The following is a 14,310-nucleotide window of genomic DNA, read 5'->3' as shown; positions in this document are numbered from 1 at the left end:
GATTCCTGTCTTCGCAGGAAATTTATTTTAATTCAGAATAATCTCCAATACTCACACTGGTAAACTTGCCATCAAAAGTAGCGTAATTGCCAATCATTGCGTTGTCCAAATTGGCATTCTTTATTGTTGAATTGGTTTGAATAATGCTGTTTTTTACCGTACTGCCCTCAATTACCGTGCCCTCCCCGAGCGAAGCATAGGGACCTATTGTGCTGTTTTTCAAGACAACGCCATTGCCGATAAAGCAAGGTTCAATTATTTTTGAATTTTCTTTTGAAATATTCTCTGAGATAAGCGGTTCATTTGCTTCGGAAAGGAAGCCCAACATTTTCTGGTTGGTTTCCACGGTAACTTCTTTGTTGCCGCAGTCCATCCACTCATCAACCGTTCCGGTTTTGAAAATTTTTCCGGAAGCCATCATTCTTTTGATTCCGTCGTTGATTTGGTATTCGCCACCGTTGATGATGTTGTTGTCCAAAACATATTGCAGTTCATTTTTCAATTGCGAAATATCCTTAAAATAATAAATACCTATAACGGCTTGGTCGCTCACATATTCTTTTGGCTTTTCAACCAGTTCGATTATTTCGTTCTTTTCGTTTAGATTTACAACCCCATAGGCTTCCGGATTTGCAACTTTTTTGGTCCAGATTACAGCGTCTGCATCTTTGTCCAAATCAAAATCGGCACGTATCAACGTATCTGCGTAAGCAATCACCGCAGGGCCCGAAAGCGAATCTTTGGCGCACATAATGGCGTGGCCCGTACCTTTGGGGTCGAGCTGGCGGTAAATGGTAGGTTTGGCGCCCAAACTTGTGGCAAGTGCTTTTAAGCTGTCAACCACTTCATCGCCAAAAAAAGCGGGGTCGCCGAGGATGAAGGCAATTTCGTCAATATCTTCGTTAAGCACACCAACAATGTCTTCCACCAAACGGTGCACGATGGGTTTTCCCGCAACGGGAATCAAGGGTTTCGGGATTGTAAGTGTATGTGGGCGAAGACGTGAACCTCTTCCGGCCATTGGGACTATAATCTTCATGTTTACGATTGTCGATTAACGATTTTAGATTTTTTTTGAATTGCTATTTTTACTTTGTACCTGTTGAACCAAAACCCCCAGCACCGCGAGAAGTATCCGTCAATTCCTCAACTTCTTCCCAAACGGCACGTTCGTGTTTTGCGATTACCAATTGGGCGATGCGTTCTCCGTGCTCGATAGTGAAATCTTCATTGGAAAGGTTTACCAAAATCACCCCAATCTCCCCGCGATAATCGGCATCGATGGTTCCGGGAGAATTCAAAACAGTGATTCCTTTTTTTGCTGCCAGACCACTGCGCGGACGCACTTGGGCTTCGTAACCTATTGGCAATTCAATAAAAAGTCCCGTCTTTACAATGGCGCGTTGCAAGGGTTTTAAAGTTGAAGGCCCGTCAACGCAGGCGCGTAAATCCATTCCGGCGGAAGCTATGGTTTCGTAGGAAGGCAATGGGTGGTTTGATTTGTTGATTATTTTAATTGTCATTGAATTTATTTTCGGATGATTTTTAAAAATTCCTTCTTTTCAGAATAGAACATAATTATGGCAAACACTACTAACAACGCAGTTCCCAGCCAAATATTTCCGTTGAAAGCGTAAAAGGAAATTGCCGAAAAGCCAATGGCCAACAAAATATAACCGCATATTTTTTTTACTTGGTAAGGAACGTCATAATACTTGCGCCCGTAAAGATACGAAAGCACCATCATACTGCCATAGGCGGCAAGCGTTGCGATTGCGGAGCCCATATAACCGATAATTGGAATCAAAACATAGTTCAAAACTAAAGTTACAATGGCTGCGAAAACCGAGATATAGGCTCCGAACTTAGTACGGTCAGTAACTTTATACCATACCGAAAGGTTGTGGTAAATTCCCAAAAAAAGATTCGCCAAAAGAATGAGCGGTACAATTTTCAACGCCTCCCAATATTGGCTGTTTGGGATTAGGATTCTTTTAAAAACGTCAATATACACAACCACTACCAAAAGAATGAGGCAGCCGAAAAGCGTGAAATATTTGGTAATGGTAGCATAGGTGTTTTTCGCATTTTCGTGGCCGGAATGATTGAAAAAAAAGGGTTCAATCCCCAAACGGAAAGCCATTACGAAAAGCGTCATAAACATCCCCAGTTTATAGCAGGCTGAGTAAAGCCCCACTTGGGTTTCGGCTATATTTTCGGGGAGTAGATATTTCAGAAGAATTCTATCAAAAGCTTCGTTTACGCTGAAAGCAATTCCTGCAATCAACACGGGAATGGCGTATTTCATCATTTGTTTCCAAATAGTTTTATTGAAGCCGAAGCCTATTTTCACATAAAGTGGCAGCAATACCAAAAGTGTTACCGCACTCGCAATTAAATTTGCGATGAAAACATAAGCTACTTTGTTTTCCGGAAACCAAAGGGAGTTCCAAAAACTACTATTTACGGCAAGTTTCGGAAGCAATAAAAGAAAAAATAAGTTGAAAGCGAGATTGACAACGACGTTGAAAATTTTAACCACTGCATAGCGAATCGGTCTTTCGTTTACGCGAAACCATGCAAAGGGCAAAACCACTAAAGCATCCAAAGCTAGAATCAGTAAACCGTAGGTTACATATTCGGGTTTAAATTCGGCAACTGTGGCAATTTGGTTGGTAAATAGAAGCGTAATTCCCAAAAAAACCAATGTAGATACCGAAATTGAGGTAAGTGTGGTGGATTGTACAATTTTTTGATTATCAGCATCTTTGGTTATAAATCTGAAAAATGCTGTTTCCATTCCGTAGCTCAACAAAACATTTCCTAAAATAAGGTAAGCCATTAATGTGGAGTAAATACCGTATTCCTCGGGCAGCATAACCGTAGTGTAAAGCGGCACGAGAATAACCGCTAAAACCCGCGGCAGCACGGTGGCCAAGCCGTAAATAAATGTCTGTTTAAAAAGTTTTTTGAAAACGCTCAATGCGGTGCGGTTTTATAGCGCAAAAGTATTGAAAATAATAGTTTTGAAACCTATTTGCCTGGCTTCATATTTAAAGAAAAAGATTAGATATTTCCTCCGTGATTTTCGTGGGCCGAAATGTTTTGGCCTCCAAAAAGCACCAAAGCGTGGTTGCTTCAACGATAATTTTTCCGTCAGAAGGACGGATTATTTTGTAATGTCTTTCGCTTTTTACGCCTTCGTAACTTTCAATCCAGGTTTGCGTTTCAAGTTCTTCGTTTAAAAAGGAAGGATTTTTATAGGAAATAAAATGGTTCAGAACCACCCAAACATATTGCTCACGCTGCGCTTCGGTAGTTTTTGAAATCCAATGTGCTTCCGCGGCGTCAAGACACCACTGCAGATAAATTACATTATTTACGTGATTCAAACCATCAATAGCCGAAGCGGGAACGGTGAAGCGCTGTTTGAAAATTTCAGATTTCAAAAGCCCAAGATTAATTTCGCAATAAGAAAATAGGTAAGTATCCCGAAAATATCATTGCTTGTGGTTATAAACGGACCCGTTGCTACGGCAGGATCAATTCCTCTTTTATCCAAAAGAATGGGAATGAAAGTCCCAATTAAAGCCGCGAGAATAATTACGGTTATGATTGCAATACCGATACTGATGGATTCGAGATAAGAAGTAAAGAAAAGAAAATGGCTAATCACCAAAACAACCAAAGCGATTGCAATTCCGTTAACAAGTGCTAGCAAAGATTCTTTCAATAATCGTGTTATAATATTTCCTTTTATGGTATCGTTCGCCAAACCCTGTACCACAATGGCGCTGGACTGTACGCCAACGTTCCCAGCCGTTGCCTGAATTAGCGGTACAAAAATTATGATTTTTGGAAAAGTGGTCATCATTGATTGAAAACCAGTTATAATACTAGCAGCGCCCAAACCGCCCAACATTCCGATCATCAGCCAAGGTAAGCGGGCTTTTGTAAGTTTAAAAATACTATCATCCGCCTCAACGTCTTGCGAAATACCAGCAGCCATTTGGTAATCTTTTTCGGCTTCTTCCTTTATGAAATCTACAATATCGTCAATGGTAACTCTTCCTACTAAAATTCCCTCGTCATCAACAACCGGAATTGCTTCCAAGTCGTATTTCTGCATAATTCGCGCCACGTCCTCGGCTTTGGTATGTACATTTACGTAATCTACTTTTGGAATGTAAATTTCGCTAATATGTGCTTTGCTGGGTGCCGTAAGTAGGTCTTTCAGCGAAAGCCTGCCCTTTAGTTTCCCTTCTTTATCGGTAACGTAAATGGAATGTACGCGGGTAACGTTTTCAGCCTGTCGGCGCATTTCACGTACGCAACCGGCCACGGTCCAGGTTTCTTTTACGCGAACCAATTCCTTCGCCATCAACCCTCCGGCCGTATCCTCATCATAACGTAACAGGTCAACAATATCTGCGGCGTGGTCTTCGTCTTCAATGTGGCCAATTACTTGCTTTTGAACATCGTCATCTAGCTCGGCGATTATATCTGCCGCGTCATCGGTATCCATTTCGTCCAGCTCGTCGGCAATTTCGGAAGGAGAGAGATTATCGAGAATGCGTTCCCGGAAATCATCATCCAACTCCATTAACGCCTCACTGGTAATTTCACTATCGAGAAGTTTGACCAAATATGTGGCTTCTTCGTGGTTCAGTTCCTGTAACAGTTCGGCCACATCGGCAAAGTGAAAATCGTGTAACAGCCCTTTTAGCGCATCGCCATCATTATTGGCAATGTACTGCTCAATCTGTTCTATAAACTCTTCAGTCAGTTCAAATTGCATCGTTTTCCAGTTTTTGTGTAAGGGCTATAAATTGCGGAACGGAAAGTTGTTCCGGGCGTTGGTCAAAGATAGCATCTTCTTTTATTTTATCGGAAAGATTGAAGGATTTTAAACTGTTACGGAGTGTTTTTCTGCGTTGCTGAAAAGCGGTCTTTACAACTTTATAAAGCATTTTTTCATCACATGGAAGCGAAATATTTTCTTTTCTCCGAAGCCGAAGCACACCGCTATCCACCTTTGGCGGCGGATTGAATACAGAAGGCGGAACGGTAAAAAGATATTCCGCGTCATAAAATGCCTGCGCCAAAACCGAAAGGATGCCATAGGCTTTGCTGCCTTCCTTTTCACAGATGCGCTGCGCCACTTCTTTTTGAAACATGCCCGTAAATTCGGGGATCTGTTCTTTCCATTCCAGCATTTTGAAGACGATTTGTGTTGAAATATTATACGGAAAATTCCCCGTAATGGCGAATTGTTCGGCTCCGAAAAGTTGCGAAAGGTCGAATTTCAAGAAATCTGCTTCAACTATTTTGAGATTTTTTTCGGGATAGTTCGCCTCCAAATAGGCGATAGATTCCGTGTCGAGGTCCATCGCGATTACTTCTATGTCCTTTTGAATTAAATATTTTGTGAGCACGCCCATGCCGGGGCCTATTTCCAAAACGTTTTTATAGCCTTCAAGCGTCAAGGTATCGCCAATTTTTTCGGCAATGGCTTCGTCTTTTAGAAAATGCTGGCCTAAGTGTTTTTTGGCGCGAACTCCACCCGTTTCCATATTTCCTTTTGACTTATTTGGGTTTTCTCTTTTCATTTAAAAAAACTGCAATTTTGTTTAACTGCAAAGTACACAAAGGTTTTCACAGAGGACGCAGAGCGATTTAGCTTTTTTTGAAAAGTTGGTTATGGGCTTCACCAACAATTTCAAGTTCGGTGCGGAAGGCTACGAATTTTCCCTCAAAGGGTTTGCTCTGCGCTCGGAGCTCTGCGGCGTTTTCGGCATAGTATTTTTGCAGTGTTTCCTTGCTGTCGGTTGTATATTGGACCGAATAGGTAATCCCGCCCATTTCTTCATTAACCACAACCCGGGTCATCAATGCCTTGCTGAATTTTCCGGTGGCGAGCATGGCTGGAATGTGTTCGGTTTTCATCCAATCAAGCCAACGGTCGTGGATGGTTTCTTCTATGTTTATGGTTACGTTGTAGATGTACATGTTTTTTAAAATTCTAATTTTTAAATTCCAAACTCCAAAGGTATTTTAAAAATTTTCGTCTCTGTTTTTGGAATTTGGAATTTGAAATTTGAATTTTGGTGCTTTTTAGTTTATCGCATCTCCGCGCAGTGCCCTATATTTTTTCCTCGCTTCCACAAAGTAAATGCTGTCCGCAAAGTTGAAAATTATGGCTTCGTACTGCGCCTTTGCCTTATCGGGCTGATCTAGCTTTTCTTCGTAAATCTTCGCCAAGCGGAAATGGGCATCGTCGGCTAAAATATCGTCGTTGTAAAACTCGATTATTTTAAGGTAGTTGGCTTCGGCTTTTGCATATTCTCCGGACTTTTCATAAATCTCGCCTTGCTTTAAAAGTGCTTCATCCTCTATTTTTTCGCCTTTGTGGTTCGTTAAAATATCATTTAATGCGGTAATTGCTTCCGCATCTTTATCCTGAAATTCCAGCAAATCTGCCCGTGCATATTTCTTTAAAGCGGTTTGGGTTGAATCTTCCAAAGAATTGTCGCGAATCAATAAACTGAGTTGCATGGCATCGTTCGCCATTAATTGGGAAGTGGATTTTTTCAATACATCAAGCTGCACCTGTGCCCATTCAAAATCGCCCTTAAAATAGCTGGTGCGGGCCACCTTGAAACGAGCTTCCTGCGCCAGCACGTCGTTCTGTACTTTTTTCTGGATTTGGGAGTAATAAATCAGCGCTTCGTTGAATCTTTCATCAAAGACCAAAATATCGGCAAGCTCCATTTTAACCCGTGCTTCCTGATATACGGTTAAATCTTGTTTTGCCAAGGTTTTTAGGTTCTCGATAGCAACTTCTTTTTTATTATTCTGAAATGCCAAAAAATGATTGTAGTCTATTTGCAATAAATACGTTTCGCGGTTTCTTCCGAATTCATCCAACAGGTTTTCAAATTTTTTTTCCACTTCTGCATATTCTTTGGGGGTGGCGGTCTTTACCTCCATTTTCATCAAAATTTGATTGCCCTGCAACTTGTTTTGGGGTGTGAAGGAATTGTCGATTATGAAGTTTACTATTTCCCTTCCTGTTTCATAATCTTCATCTGCGATGGCAATGTAGGCGAGTTCGGTAATTCCGCCAAGGTCTTCGCCTATGCGCTTGTAGATGGCTTTTTCTTGTGTAAATGCTTTTTTGTATTCTTTTTGTTGAATAAATAACCAGCTAAGCAATTCATTATAAAGAATATCGGGGTTTTGCTGGGAACGTTGTAATAATGTTTTTTTGAGAAGCAAATTGGCTTCGTTATTTGGATCTTCAGTGGTGTAAAGGCTAAAATAACGCTGTGCGGCTCCTTTGAAGGCGTTGTTCTTTTCAACTAGCCCAAGATAACTTTCAAACATTTTTTCCAGCTTTCCCTGTTCGCCGTAAATCTGTGCAAGTTGCATGTTGAAATCCAATTTATCGCTGAGCGACATCGCTTTTTCATATGCGGTAACGGCTTCTTCCAAAAGACTATATTTTTCAAAAGTGCTGCCTATGTTATAGGAAAAATTAGGGTTTGCCTCAATCGCCTCAATAGCTTTGTTATAGTTTAAAGATGCAAGCTCGGGCTGGTTTTGAAGTGAATAGTTATATCCTAATTCTATATATAGCTGAGGAAAATTTCTGCCGTTGTCCAATTTTTCTTTTATGAGGCGCTCAGCTTCGATGAAGTTTTCAAGTTGCTGGTTGCTTTGCACCATTCCCATAAAATAATCGAGGCGATAGGGGCTTTCTTTGCTCAATTTTTCATAGATGCGTAAGGATTTTTCAAACTGCCCTTGTTCAAAATAATTTTTTGCCAAAGCATCGCTCTGCGCATGGCTTGCCGCGACAGCAAAAAGGAATAGTATAAAAAGAATTTTACGCATGCCGTAAATATAAACAAATGACCCGATAGCCGTAAGGTTCAAAGTAGATTTATCAAAAATAGCGCCGTAACCGCAATGCACGATACTTTTTTAATGTAGCATTTTTAAATGAAAAAAGGGACCGCGATTAAGCCAGTCCCCTCTTTTCAACATTAAACAATCTCCTCTTATTGTTTAATGAATTTGTATGTGGCCGATTGGCCATTTATGGCTAATTTCAATACATAAACTCCTGGTCTAAGTGATGCAACGTTTAGTGTTGCGTCATTTTGATTAGGGGAATCTTCCAATACTTTTTGACCGAGTATGGAATAAATTGAGAGGTGTTCAATTACATTTTTGGATGAAAAGTTCAGAATCTCTTTTGTAGGATTTGGATAAAATTTGAAATCTTCAAAACTGTTTTCACCTACTGAAAGATCAGACTTTGCGTCATAATAAAGCCCATAGCCGTAAGAACCTCCCCCGCTTGTTCCGGCAAAAGCCATACAGGGTAATTGGTCGTTTGTTTCGGCAATAACAGAGGCAAAGCCATCAAAAACATTCAATCCACTGTCGCCCACTCCTTCAAAGGGACCAAAACCAGTGCCGTCGTATTGGAAAGATCGATTTAAATCATCTTCAGAATCATCAATATCATCGCGTACATATGCAGTTTCAATGGTTTCTGTACCTACTTTGCTCATCCACGTATCTATATGCGCAATGCTTGCGTCACTTCCCGCACCGATATAGTTTATGGGTGCGTAGGCAGCGCCATTTTCGCGCCGATATGCTTGGCCTGTGTATGAATCTGAACTTCCTGCGGCACGCGAAGAGGTGATTACTAATACTTCATCTGAAGCAAAATCTTTTCTTGCTGCTCTTATTGTTGGGTTCAAACTTTCTGTTGAAGCTCCAGTGGCAAGAGTTTCATTTGCGTCCCACGATGCGGGATCATTGTAGTTTGAATTTGCTGCAGCATATAAATTTCCTGAAGTTGCTCCTGTGAAGGTAGTGTAACAGCCACCGTTTAATCCATAAGTGAATTCTACTTGTTGGCCGCAAAGTCCGACAGATATTTCGTCTACCCAACCAAAACCATAACTTCCAGCAGTACTTCTTGCAGAAAACACTTCAGTACAACTGGTGGTTTTTTCATAAGTTGCAAAAACTCTTTGGGCATTGGTGTTTCCCGGAAAATTGCGATCTACACCAAAATCGGTCACGTCGCTGGCAATTACCTGGGCATCAAAAGCACCAGTTGCCATATTCCAACGCCACACTTGGAAATTTTCGGAATCAGTAACTAAATAGGCCAACAAATACTCATCACCAGCACCATCCATGCTGATAATCTGCATTTTTCGCATTGCGGCTGTTACGCCTACTTTTTTCCATTCATCAAAGGTTTGGCCGTAATTGGTTGAACGATAGATATATATTGAGTCAAATGTTCCGCCAAAGTCGATAAGATTTTCGTAAGCACCGATGTAGATATCACCACTTCCGGTAACGTCCATGTCCACACCATCAATAAAGTCATTCCGTAAAAAGTGGTCTGTGCCCCAATCTTCTGGAATTTCTGGCAGCCCATCTCTTTCTAATAATTGTGTAGGGTAGGAAATTCCATTGTAGGGAAGATTTTCTACTGTTTCGGGCAATCTGTTGGTTACTATCGGCTTGTAGAGAGCCGCTACATTGGGGTCAATTTCCTGCCAAGCATTTTTAATTGCCATACGGTTGGCATTTATTTCTGCAGCCGTTCCATTTTGTTCAAGAACTTTAGCTTGCTCGTACAAAGCTTCTAGTTCTGGTGTTCTTTCAGAAATAATAATATTGTTCCCGCTAAAGTCTGATTGTGCTATCCCTGTGATGATACAAAGTGAGCACATTAAAAAAGTAATTACATTTTTCATGATTACGTGTTTTTTTAATTAATACTTGTTTATTTCACTTTATAATCGAGGAGTTTACTAATGAGCGATTTAAAAACTTAGGACAAATCTATGGCAATGTTTCAGCACGGCTTATAATTATTGTACCAAACCCTATAACAGATGTAACATTCATAAAAAAAGCCGAAAACCCAGTAGTTTTCGGCTTTATTTCTATTAAAAATAGGGCTTTTTATCCCAGTTTCTCAATGTTTAGATCTTCAATAGCGTCCCAAGTTTCGTCCAAATCCATATTGGTTCCGTTTGCTTCCAGATAGAAGCGGTTGCCTTCCATAAGTTGGATCTTACTTTTATTGTTGCCAGTTCGATATTCCTCAATGGCTTTTTTGCCATTTTTGGTAACAGTTCTTCGAGAGCCGTTTTCGTCTTCTTCTTCAAAATCTTGCGACATTACCATCCGAATACCCATTGTTGCTGCTGCCCCTACTTGGCCAGCGCCATCTATAATACTTATGGAAAATTTTTTCGATTTGTCTTCATTGGCATAGGTGGCTTCAATAGATGAAATGTTCATCATGCCCGCTTGACCTGCCTTGTAGCTTATACGGTTCATGCCTTCTACTTCTTCCGGAAGCCAAGATTTTAATTCTTCATTTGTTAATGGCGTAGTTTCTTGAAGGTCTTTTATATCTTCCTGCATATTGGTCATTTCCTGAACTGCATTGGTAGAATTGGAAACAGCATCCTTGGTTTCCTTAATTTTTTTGCTCACGGGATTATCCTTACAGCTTATCAAAACCGAAAAAACAAATAAGGCCAGTACATACTTTTTCATAATTGAAAATTTTAGTTAGTAAATAATTTGTTGAATTATAGCACTAATATAATCAATATCAGTAAAATAAGCATCGATTAAAAAGAAGAAGATGTTTTAAGGACTACATTTTTGAAGCCACTTTTTCAAGCTCTGCGTACCAATTTTCACCAAATTTTCGGATAAGAGCATTTTTTACAAATTTATAAACCGGTACTTGCAGCTCTTTTCCCAAAGTACACGCATCATCGCAAATAGGCCATCTGTGGTAGTTTACGGCTGCAAATTCACTGTAGTCCTGAACGCGAACGGGGTAGAGATGGCAGGAAATAGGTTTTCTGAAATCAATGGATCCTGCATTAAAAGCATCTTCTATGCCGCAGCTGGCTATGCCTTTATCGGTAAAGGTAACGTAAGCACACTCCCGGCCATCTACTAATGGGGTTTCCAGTTCATCAAGATCGGTCTTTATGTGGGTGCCCTGTTTCTCGATAGCTGCAATGCCTTCGGGACGGAGGAAGGGTTTTACTTTTGGGTAGATTTCCTTTAGAATAGTTACTTCCTCTTCGGTTACAGGCGCACCCGCCTCGCCTTCAATACAGCAAGCTCCCTTGCAGGCATTGAGATTGCACACAAAATCTTTTGCTATAATGTCTTCAGAAACAATTGTTTTTCCCAGTTGAAACATGCGGCAAAACTATGAAATTCCACGATACGAGCGCAAAATTCCAATTAAAAAAACAGCGATCATTCTCTTTCGGAAAACTAAGCTCGGAATAATTTCAAAAGTTGGAACAATAAACTTAATTTTGCCCCCTCAAACAGAAAGAATGGTTTTAAACTTTAAGGAAATAGTAACTGCCACTATGGTGCTTTTTGCGGTAATCGATATTATAGGAAGTATTCCCATTATTATCGGGCTTCGCGAAAAGGCGGGCCATATCAATTCTGGTAAGGCTTCAATTATTGCCGCGATAGTGATGATTGTTTTTCTCTTTTTGGGAGAAAGTATTTTGAAGTTAATAGGCGTGAACGTTAACGAATTTGCAGTTGCGGGTTCCTTGATTCTATTCTTTATTGCTTTGGAAATGATCCTGGGCGTCACCCTTTTTAAGGAAGGCGACACCAGTCCCGATGTGGCATCCATCTTTCCTTTGGCATTTCCGTTATTGGCCGGTCCGGGTAGTTTAACAACCTTGCTTTCGCTTCGCGCGGAATATGCCATTCAAAATATAATCGTGGCAATTTTGGTGAACATAATAATCATTTTTGTGGTGCTGAAAACTTCTGGGAGATTGCAGCGTTTTTTGGGAAAGAACGGAATTGCAGTGATTCAAAAAATATTTGGCGTAATTTTGTTGGCCATTGCGGTGAAACTTTTCACCTCAAATATTCAGGAATTATTTAATTAAAGTATCATGAAGATTTTTATTTACATATTGATGGCATTAGCCGCGGGACTTATAATTTTCAACGCTACTAAATTGGATTTTGACAATTTATTTGCGGGCGAAAGTGGCGTGGCGTCCATTAGCATTCTGGCTGGACTTTGCGCAATTTTGCTTTTGGGAATTTTACTTGTCTCTAAAATGATTGCCGCTCAGGTCAAAAAATAACTTCTTATTTTTTATCCAAATGATTAACGGCCTCCAGTTCCAAAACTTTTAGGAGCATTGGGTCGTTTTCGTTAAGGATGATCTCATACTCATTGGGGCCGAAAAGTTGCTGGGCGATGTTTGCCTTGAGGGTTCGCTTTAAATCTTCGGTGTAGTTTGAAAGATCTATCTGGGCTTCGTTGAATTTTGCATATTCAATAAATTCTGTTGAAAGCTTTTCGTCCACGATAAAGTTTTTTCTGAAATCTTCAAATTTCACTCCTTTAAACATATCGCGATTTTTTTCGAGGTATTCAAAGATGAAATAGCTCATAAACCCGCTTCGCGAAACATATTGAAGAGTTTCATTTTCCACGCTCGTATCTTTTGGAACAAATACGTCTGGTATAATTCCACCGCCGCCATATACTACTTTGCCTTTTGGGGTTTTGTATTTTAGGGAGTCTGCAACCTTTATGCTGTCTGCGTGTATCAGTTCTCCGTTACGGTATCGCTTTTCGTAATCGCTATAATACGTATCATTGCCGTTGCCATACGGTCGCTGGATGGAACGGCCGGTTGGAGTGTAATAGCGAGCAATTGTTAAGCGTACGGCACTGCCATCGCCAAGCGACATTTCGCGCTGCACCAGTCCTTTTCCGAAAGATCGGCGGCCAATTATGGTTCCCTTATCATTATCTTGAAGTGCGCCGGCGACAATCTCACTGGCCGAAGCGGAGTTTTCATTGATGAGAACATAGAGCTTGCCATGCTCAAAATCACCCCGACGCGTGGCGTAGGTTTTGTTGATATCACCACTTTTATTTTTAGTGATAAGTACTAGTTTGTCTTTTTCCAAAAATTCATCCACAACCCGTTCGGCAGTTGAAATGTAACCTCCTGGATTGTTGCGAAGATCCAAGACCAATTTTTTGATGCCTTGATCCTTGAGATTGTCCAGCGCGGTTTCAAACTCCTTAAACGTTGTTTCGGAAAAGCGATTGATTTTTATATATCCCAAATCATCTGCCAATTTATAGGAAGCGTCCACACTTACGAGTGGTACTTGTTTTCTTCTCACTTTAAGCTCCAATACCTTATTTTCGCTGGGGCGATAAACGTCTAGAGCAACTTTGCTGTTTATTGTACCTTTTAAATAATTTGAGATGCTATCGCGATTTACCAATTCGCCAAAAAGTTTTTTGCCGTCGGCATAAAGAATTCGGTCACCTCCCTTAATGCCCGCTTTTTCCGCAGGTCCTCCTTCTATGGAACGGATTACGGCAATGGTATCTTTATAAATATAGAAACTTACGCCAATGCCGGTAAAGGCTCCGCGCATATCATCGGCATTGTGCTGGTATTCGCTTTTGGGAATATATACGGAATGCGGATCCAGGTTTTCGAGTATGCCGTTTACGGTAACATCCACGATGCTGTCCGTATTTACCTTGTCTACATATTCGTAGTCAATATAGTCTATAAGCCTGTTGAGCTTGTCCTTTTTGGAGCTTGTGGCAAAGATCTTTTCGGTATCGTCGTTAAAATTGAGTTTTGACCCAATAAAAACACCTGCGGCCAGCGCCAGTCCAATCCACAAAGGCAAGTATTTTTTTTGATTTCCCATTTATTCTAAATCCAAATCTGTAATGTGCTGTATGCTTACGCCTGCTTTTTCAAGAAAGGCAATGCCGGAGTTGTCTTTATATTCGTTTAAATAAACCATTCTTTTTATACCGGCTTGGTGTATTAATTTGCTACACTCCTTGCAGGGCGACATCGTAATGTAAAGCGTGGCTCCCTGGCAGGCTTGGGTACTTGAAGCTACTTTTAAAATCGCATTTGCTTCTGCGTGAAGTACGTACCATTTGGTAAAACCTTCCTCGTCTTCGCAAATATTCTCAAAACCTGTGGGAGTACCGTTATAACCATCGCTGATTATCATTTTATCCTTTACAATAAGCGCGCCAACCTGTCTTCGCTTGCAATAGGAAAGTTTGCTCCATTCTTGGGCCATTCGCAGATAGGCAATGTCATACTTGCGTTGTTTGCTGTCCTTCATACAATTAAATAAGTAGCGAAATTACTGGGAAGTTACGCCACTGCCAAAAAAAATGTTGTTAAGTTA

At 40.6% G+C, this 14,310-nt stretch carries 15 protein-coding genes; 2 read left to right on the top strand and 13 right to left on the bottom strand.

Annotated elements, in window-relative coordinates:
* Positions 1 to 22: 22 nt before the first annotated feature.
* The 11 genes from LS48_RS03665 to LS48_RS03615 all read right to left on the bottom strand — a co-directional run bounded on the left by LS48_RS03665 (position 23) and on the right by LS48_RS03615 (position 11,275).
* The gene (locus tag LS48_RS03665; protein WP_062620076.1) at positions 23 to 1,039 is read right to left on the bottom strand and encodes a sugar phosphate nucleotidyltransferase; all 1,017 of its coding nucleotides are present in this window, start codon (positions 1,037 to 1,039) and stop codon (positions 23 to 25) included.
* Positions 1,040 to 1,088: 49 nt separating this feature from the next.
* On the bottom strand, positions 1,089 to 1,523 hold the full coding sequence (gene dut / locus LS48_RS03660; protein WP_045078868.1) for a dUTP diphosphatase: 435 nt from the start codon (positions 1,521 to 1,523) through the stop codon (positions 1,089 to 1,091).
* Positions 1,524 to 1,528: 5 nt separating this feature from the next.
* Complete coding sequence (locus tag LS48_RS03655) at positions 1,529 to 2,983, bottom strand: oligosaccharide flippase family protein (protein WP_062620073.1); 1,455 nt, start codon at positions 2,981 to 2,983, stop codon at positions 1,529 to 1,531.
* Positions 2,984 to 3,053: 70 nt separating this feature from the next.
* Entirely contained in the window at positions 3,054 to 3,449 is a 396-nt protein-coding gene (locus LS48_RS03650) for an acyl-CoA thioesterase (RefSeq protein ID WP_062620071.1), read from the bottom strand.
* Positions 3,446 to 4,798, bottom strand: coding sequence for a magnesium transporter (gene mgtE, locus LS48_RS03645; RefSeq protein ID WP_062620068.1), 1,353 nt, complete (start codon positions 4,796 to 4,798; stop codon positions 3,446 to 3,448). The genes LS48_RS03650 and mgtE overlap by 4 nt, the downstream gene beginning before the upstream one ends.
* On the bottom strand, positions 4,788 to 5,609 hold the full coding sequence (rsmA, locus tag LS48_RS03640; protein ID WP_062620066.1) for a 16S rRNA (adenine(1518)-N(6)/adenine(1519)-N(6))-dimethyltransferase RsmA: 822 nt from the start codon (positions 5,607 to 5,609) through the stop codon (positions 4,788 to 4,790). The genes mgtE and rsmA overlap by 11 nt, the downstream gene beginning before the upstream one ends.
* A gap of 67 nt (positions 5,610 to 5,676) precedes the next feature.
* Positions 5,677 to 6,009, bottom strand: a complete 333-nt coding sequence (locus LS48_RS03635) for a DUF4286 family protein (RefSeq protein WP_062620064.1) — start codon at positions 6,007 to 6,009, stop codon at positions 5,677 to 5,679.
* Between the two features lie 105 nt (positions 6,010 to 6,114).
* Entirely contained in the window at positions 6,115 to 7,977 is a 1,863-nt protein-coding gene (locus tag LS48_RS03630) for a tetratricopeptide repeat protein (RefSeq protein ID WP_317038830.1), read from the bottom strand.
* Positions 7,978 to 8,063: 86 nt separating this feature from the next.
* A complete protein-coding gene (locus tag LS48_RS03625) occupies positions 8,064 to 9,794 on the bottom strand; it encodes a T9SS type A sorting domain-containing protein (protein WP_062620062.1) in 1,731 nt (576 codons plus the stop codon).
* Positions 9,795 to 10,005: 211 nt separating this feature from the next.
* The gene (locus LS48_RS03620; protein ID WP_062620060.1) at positions 10,006 to 10,608 is read right to left on the bottom strand and encodes a hypothetical protein; all 603 of its coding nucleotides are present in this window, start codon (positions 10,606 to 10,608) and stop codon (positions 10,006 to 10,008) included.
* Positions 10,609 to 10,711: 103 nt separating this feature from the next.
* Positions 10,712 to 11,275 carry a DUF3109 family protein gene (locus tag LS48_RS03615; RefSeq protein WP_062620058.1) on the bottom strand — a complete coding sequence of 188 codons (564 nt, stop codon included), beginning with the start codon at positions 11,273 to 11,275 and terminating at the stop codon, positions 10,712 to 10,714.
* Positions 11,276 to 11,417: 142 nt separating this feature from the next.
* On the opposite strand from LS48_RS03615, the gene LS48_RS03610 reads away from it, so the two are divergent.
* Together LS48_RS03610 and LS48_RS03605 are read left to right on the top strand one after the other, a co-directional pair.
* Positions 11,418 to 11,999 carry a MarC family protein gene (locus tag LS48_RS03610; protein WP_045079305.1) on the top strand — a complete coding sequence of 194 codons (582 nt, stop codon included), beginning with the start codon at positions 11,418 to 11,420 and terminating at the stop codon, positions 11,997 to 11,999.
* A gap of 6 nt (positions 12,000 to 12,005) precedes the next feature.
* The gene (locus LS48_RS03605) at positions 12,006 to 12,203 is read left to right on the top strand and encodes a hypothetical protein (protein WP_045078877.1); all 198 of its coding nucleotides are present in this window, start codon (positions 12,006 to 12,008) and stop codon (positions 12,201 to 12,203) included.
* 4 nt (positions 12,204 to 12,207) lie between these two features.
* Here LS48_RS03605 and LS48_RS03600 read toward each other — a convergent pair whose 3' ends face one another.
* Both LS48_RS03600 and LS48_RS03595 read right to left on the bottom strand, forming a co-directional pair.
* The gene (locus LS48_RS03600; RefSeq protein ID WP_062620056.1) at positions 12,208 to 13,809 is read right to left on the bottom strand and encodes a S41 family peptidase; all 1,602 of its coding nucleotides are present in this window, start codon (positions 13,807 to 13,809) and stop codon (positions 12,208 to 12,210) included.
* Positions 13,810 to 14,244 (bottom strand): deoxycytidylate deaminase, encoded by a 435-nt coding sequence (locus LS48_RS03595; RefSeq protein WP_062620054.1) that lies wholly within the window; start codon positions 14,242 to 14,244, stop codon positions 13,810 to 13,812.
* Positions 14,245 to 14,310: the final 66 nt, after the last annotated feature.

It is taken from the genome of Aequorivita aquimaris (assembly GCF_001573155.1).
Classification (GTDB): Bacteria; Bacteroidota; Bacteroidia; order Flavobacteriales; family Flavobacteriaceae; genus Aequorivita; species Aequorivita aquimaris.
This window is presented reverse-complemented; position numbering and strand designations above follow the sequence as displayed.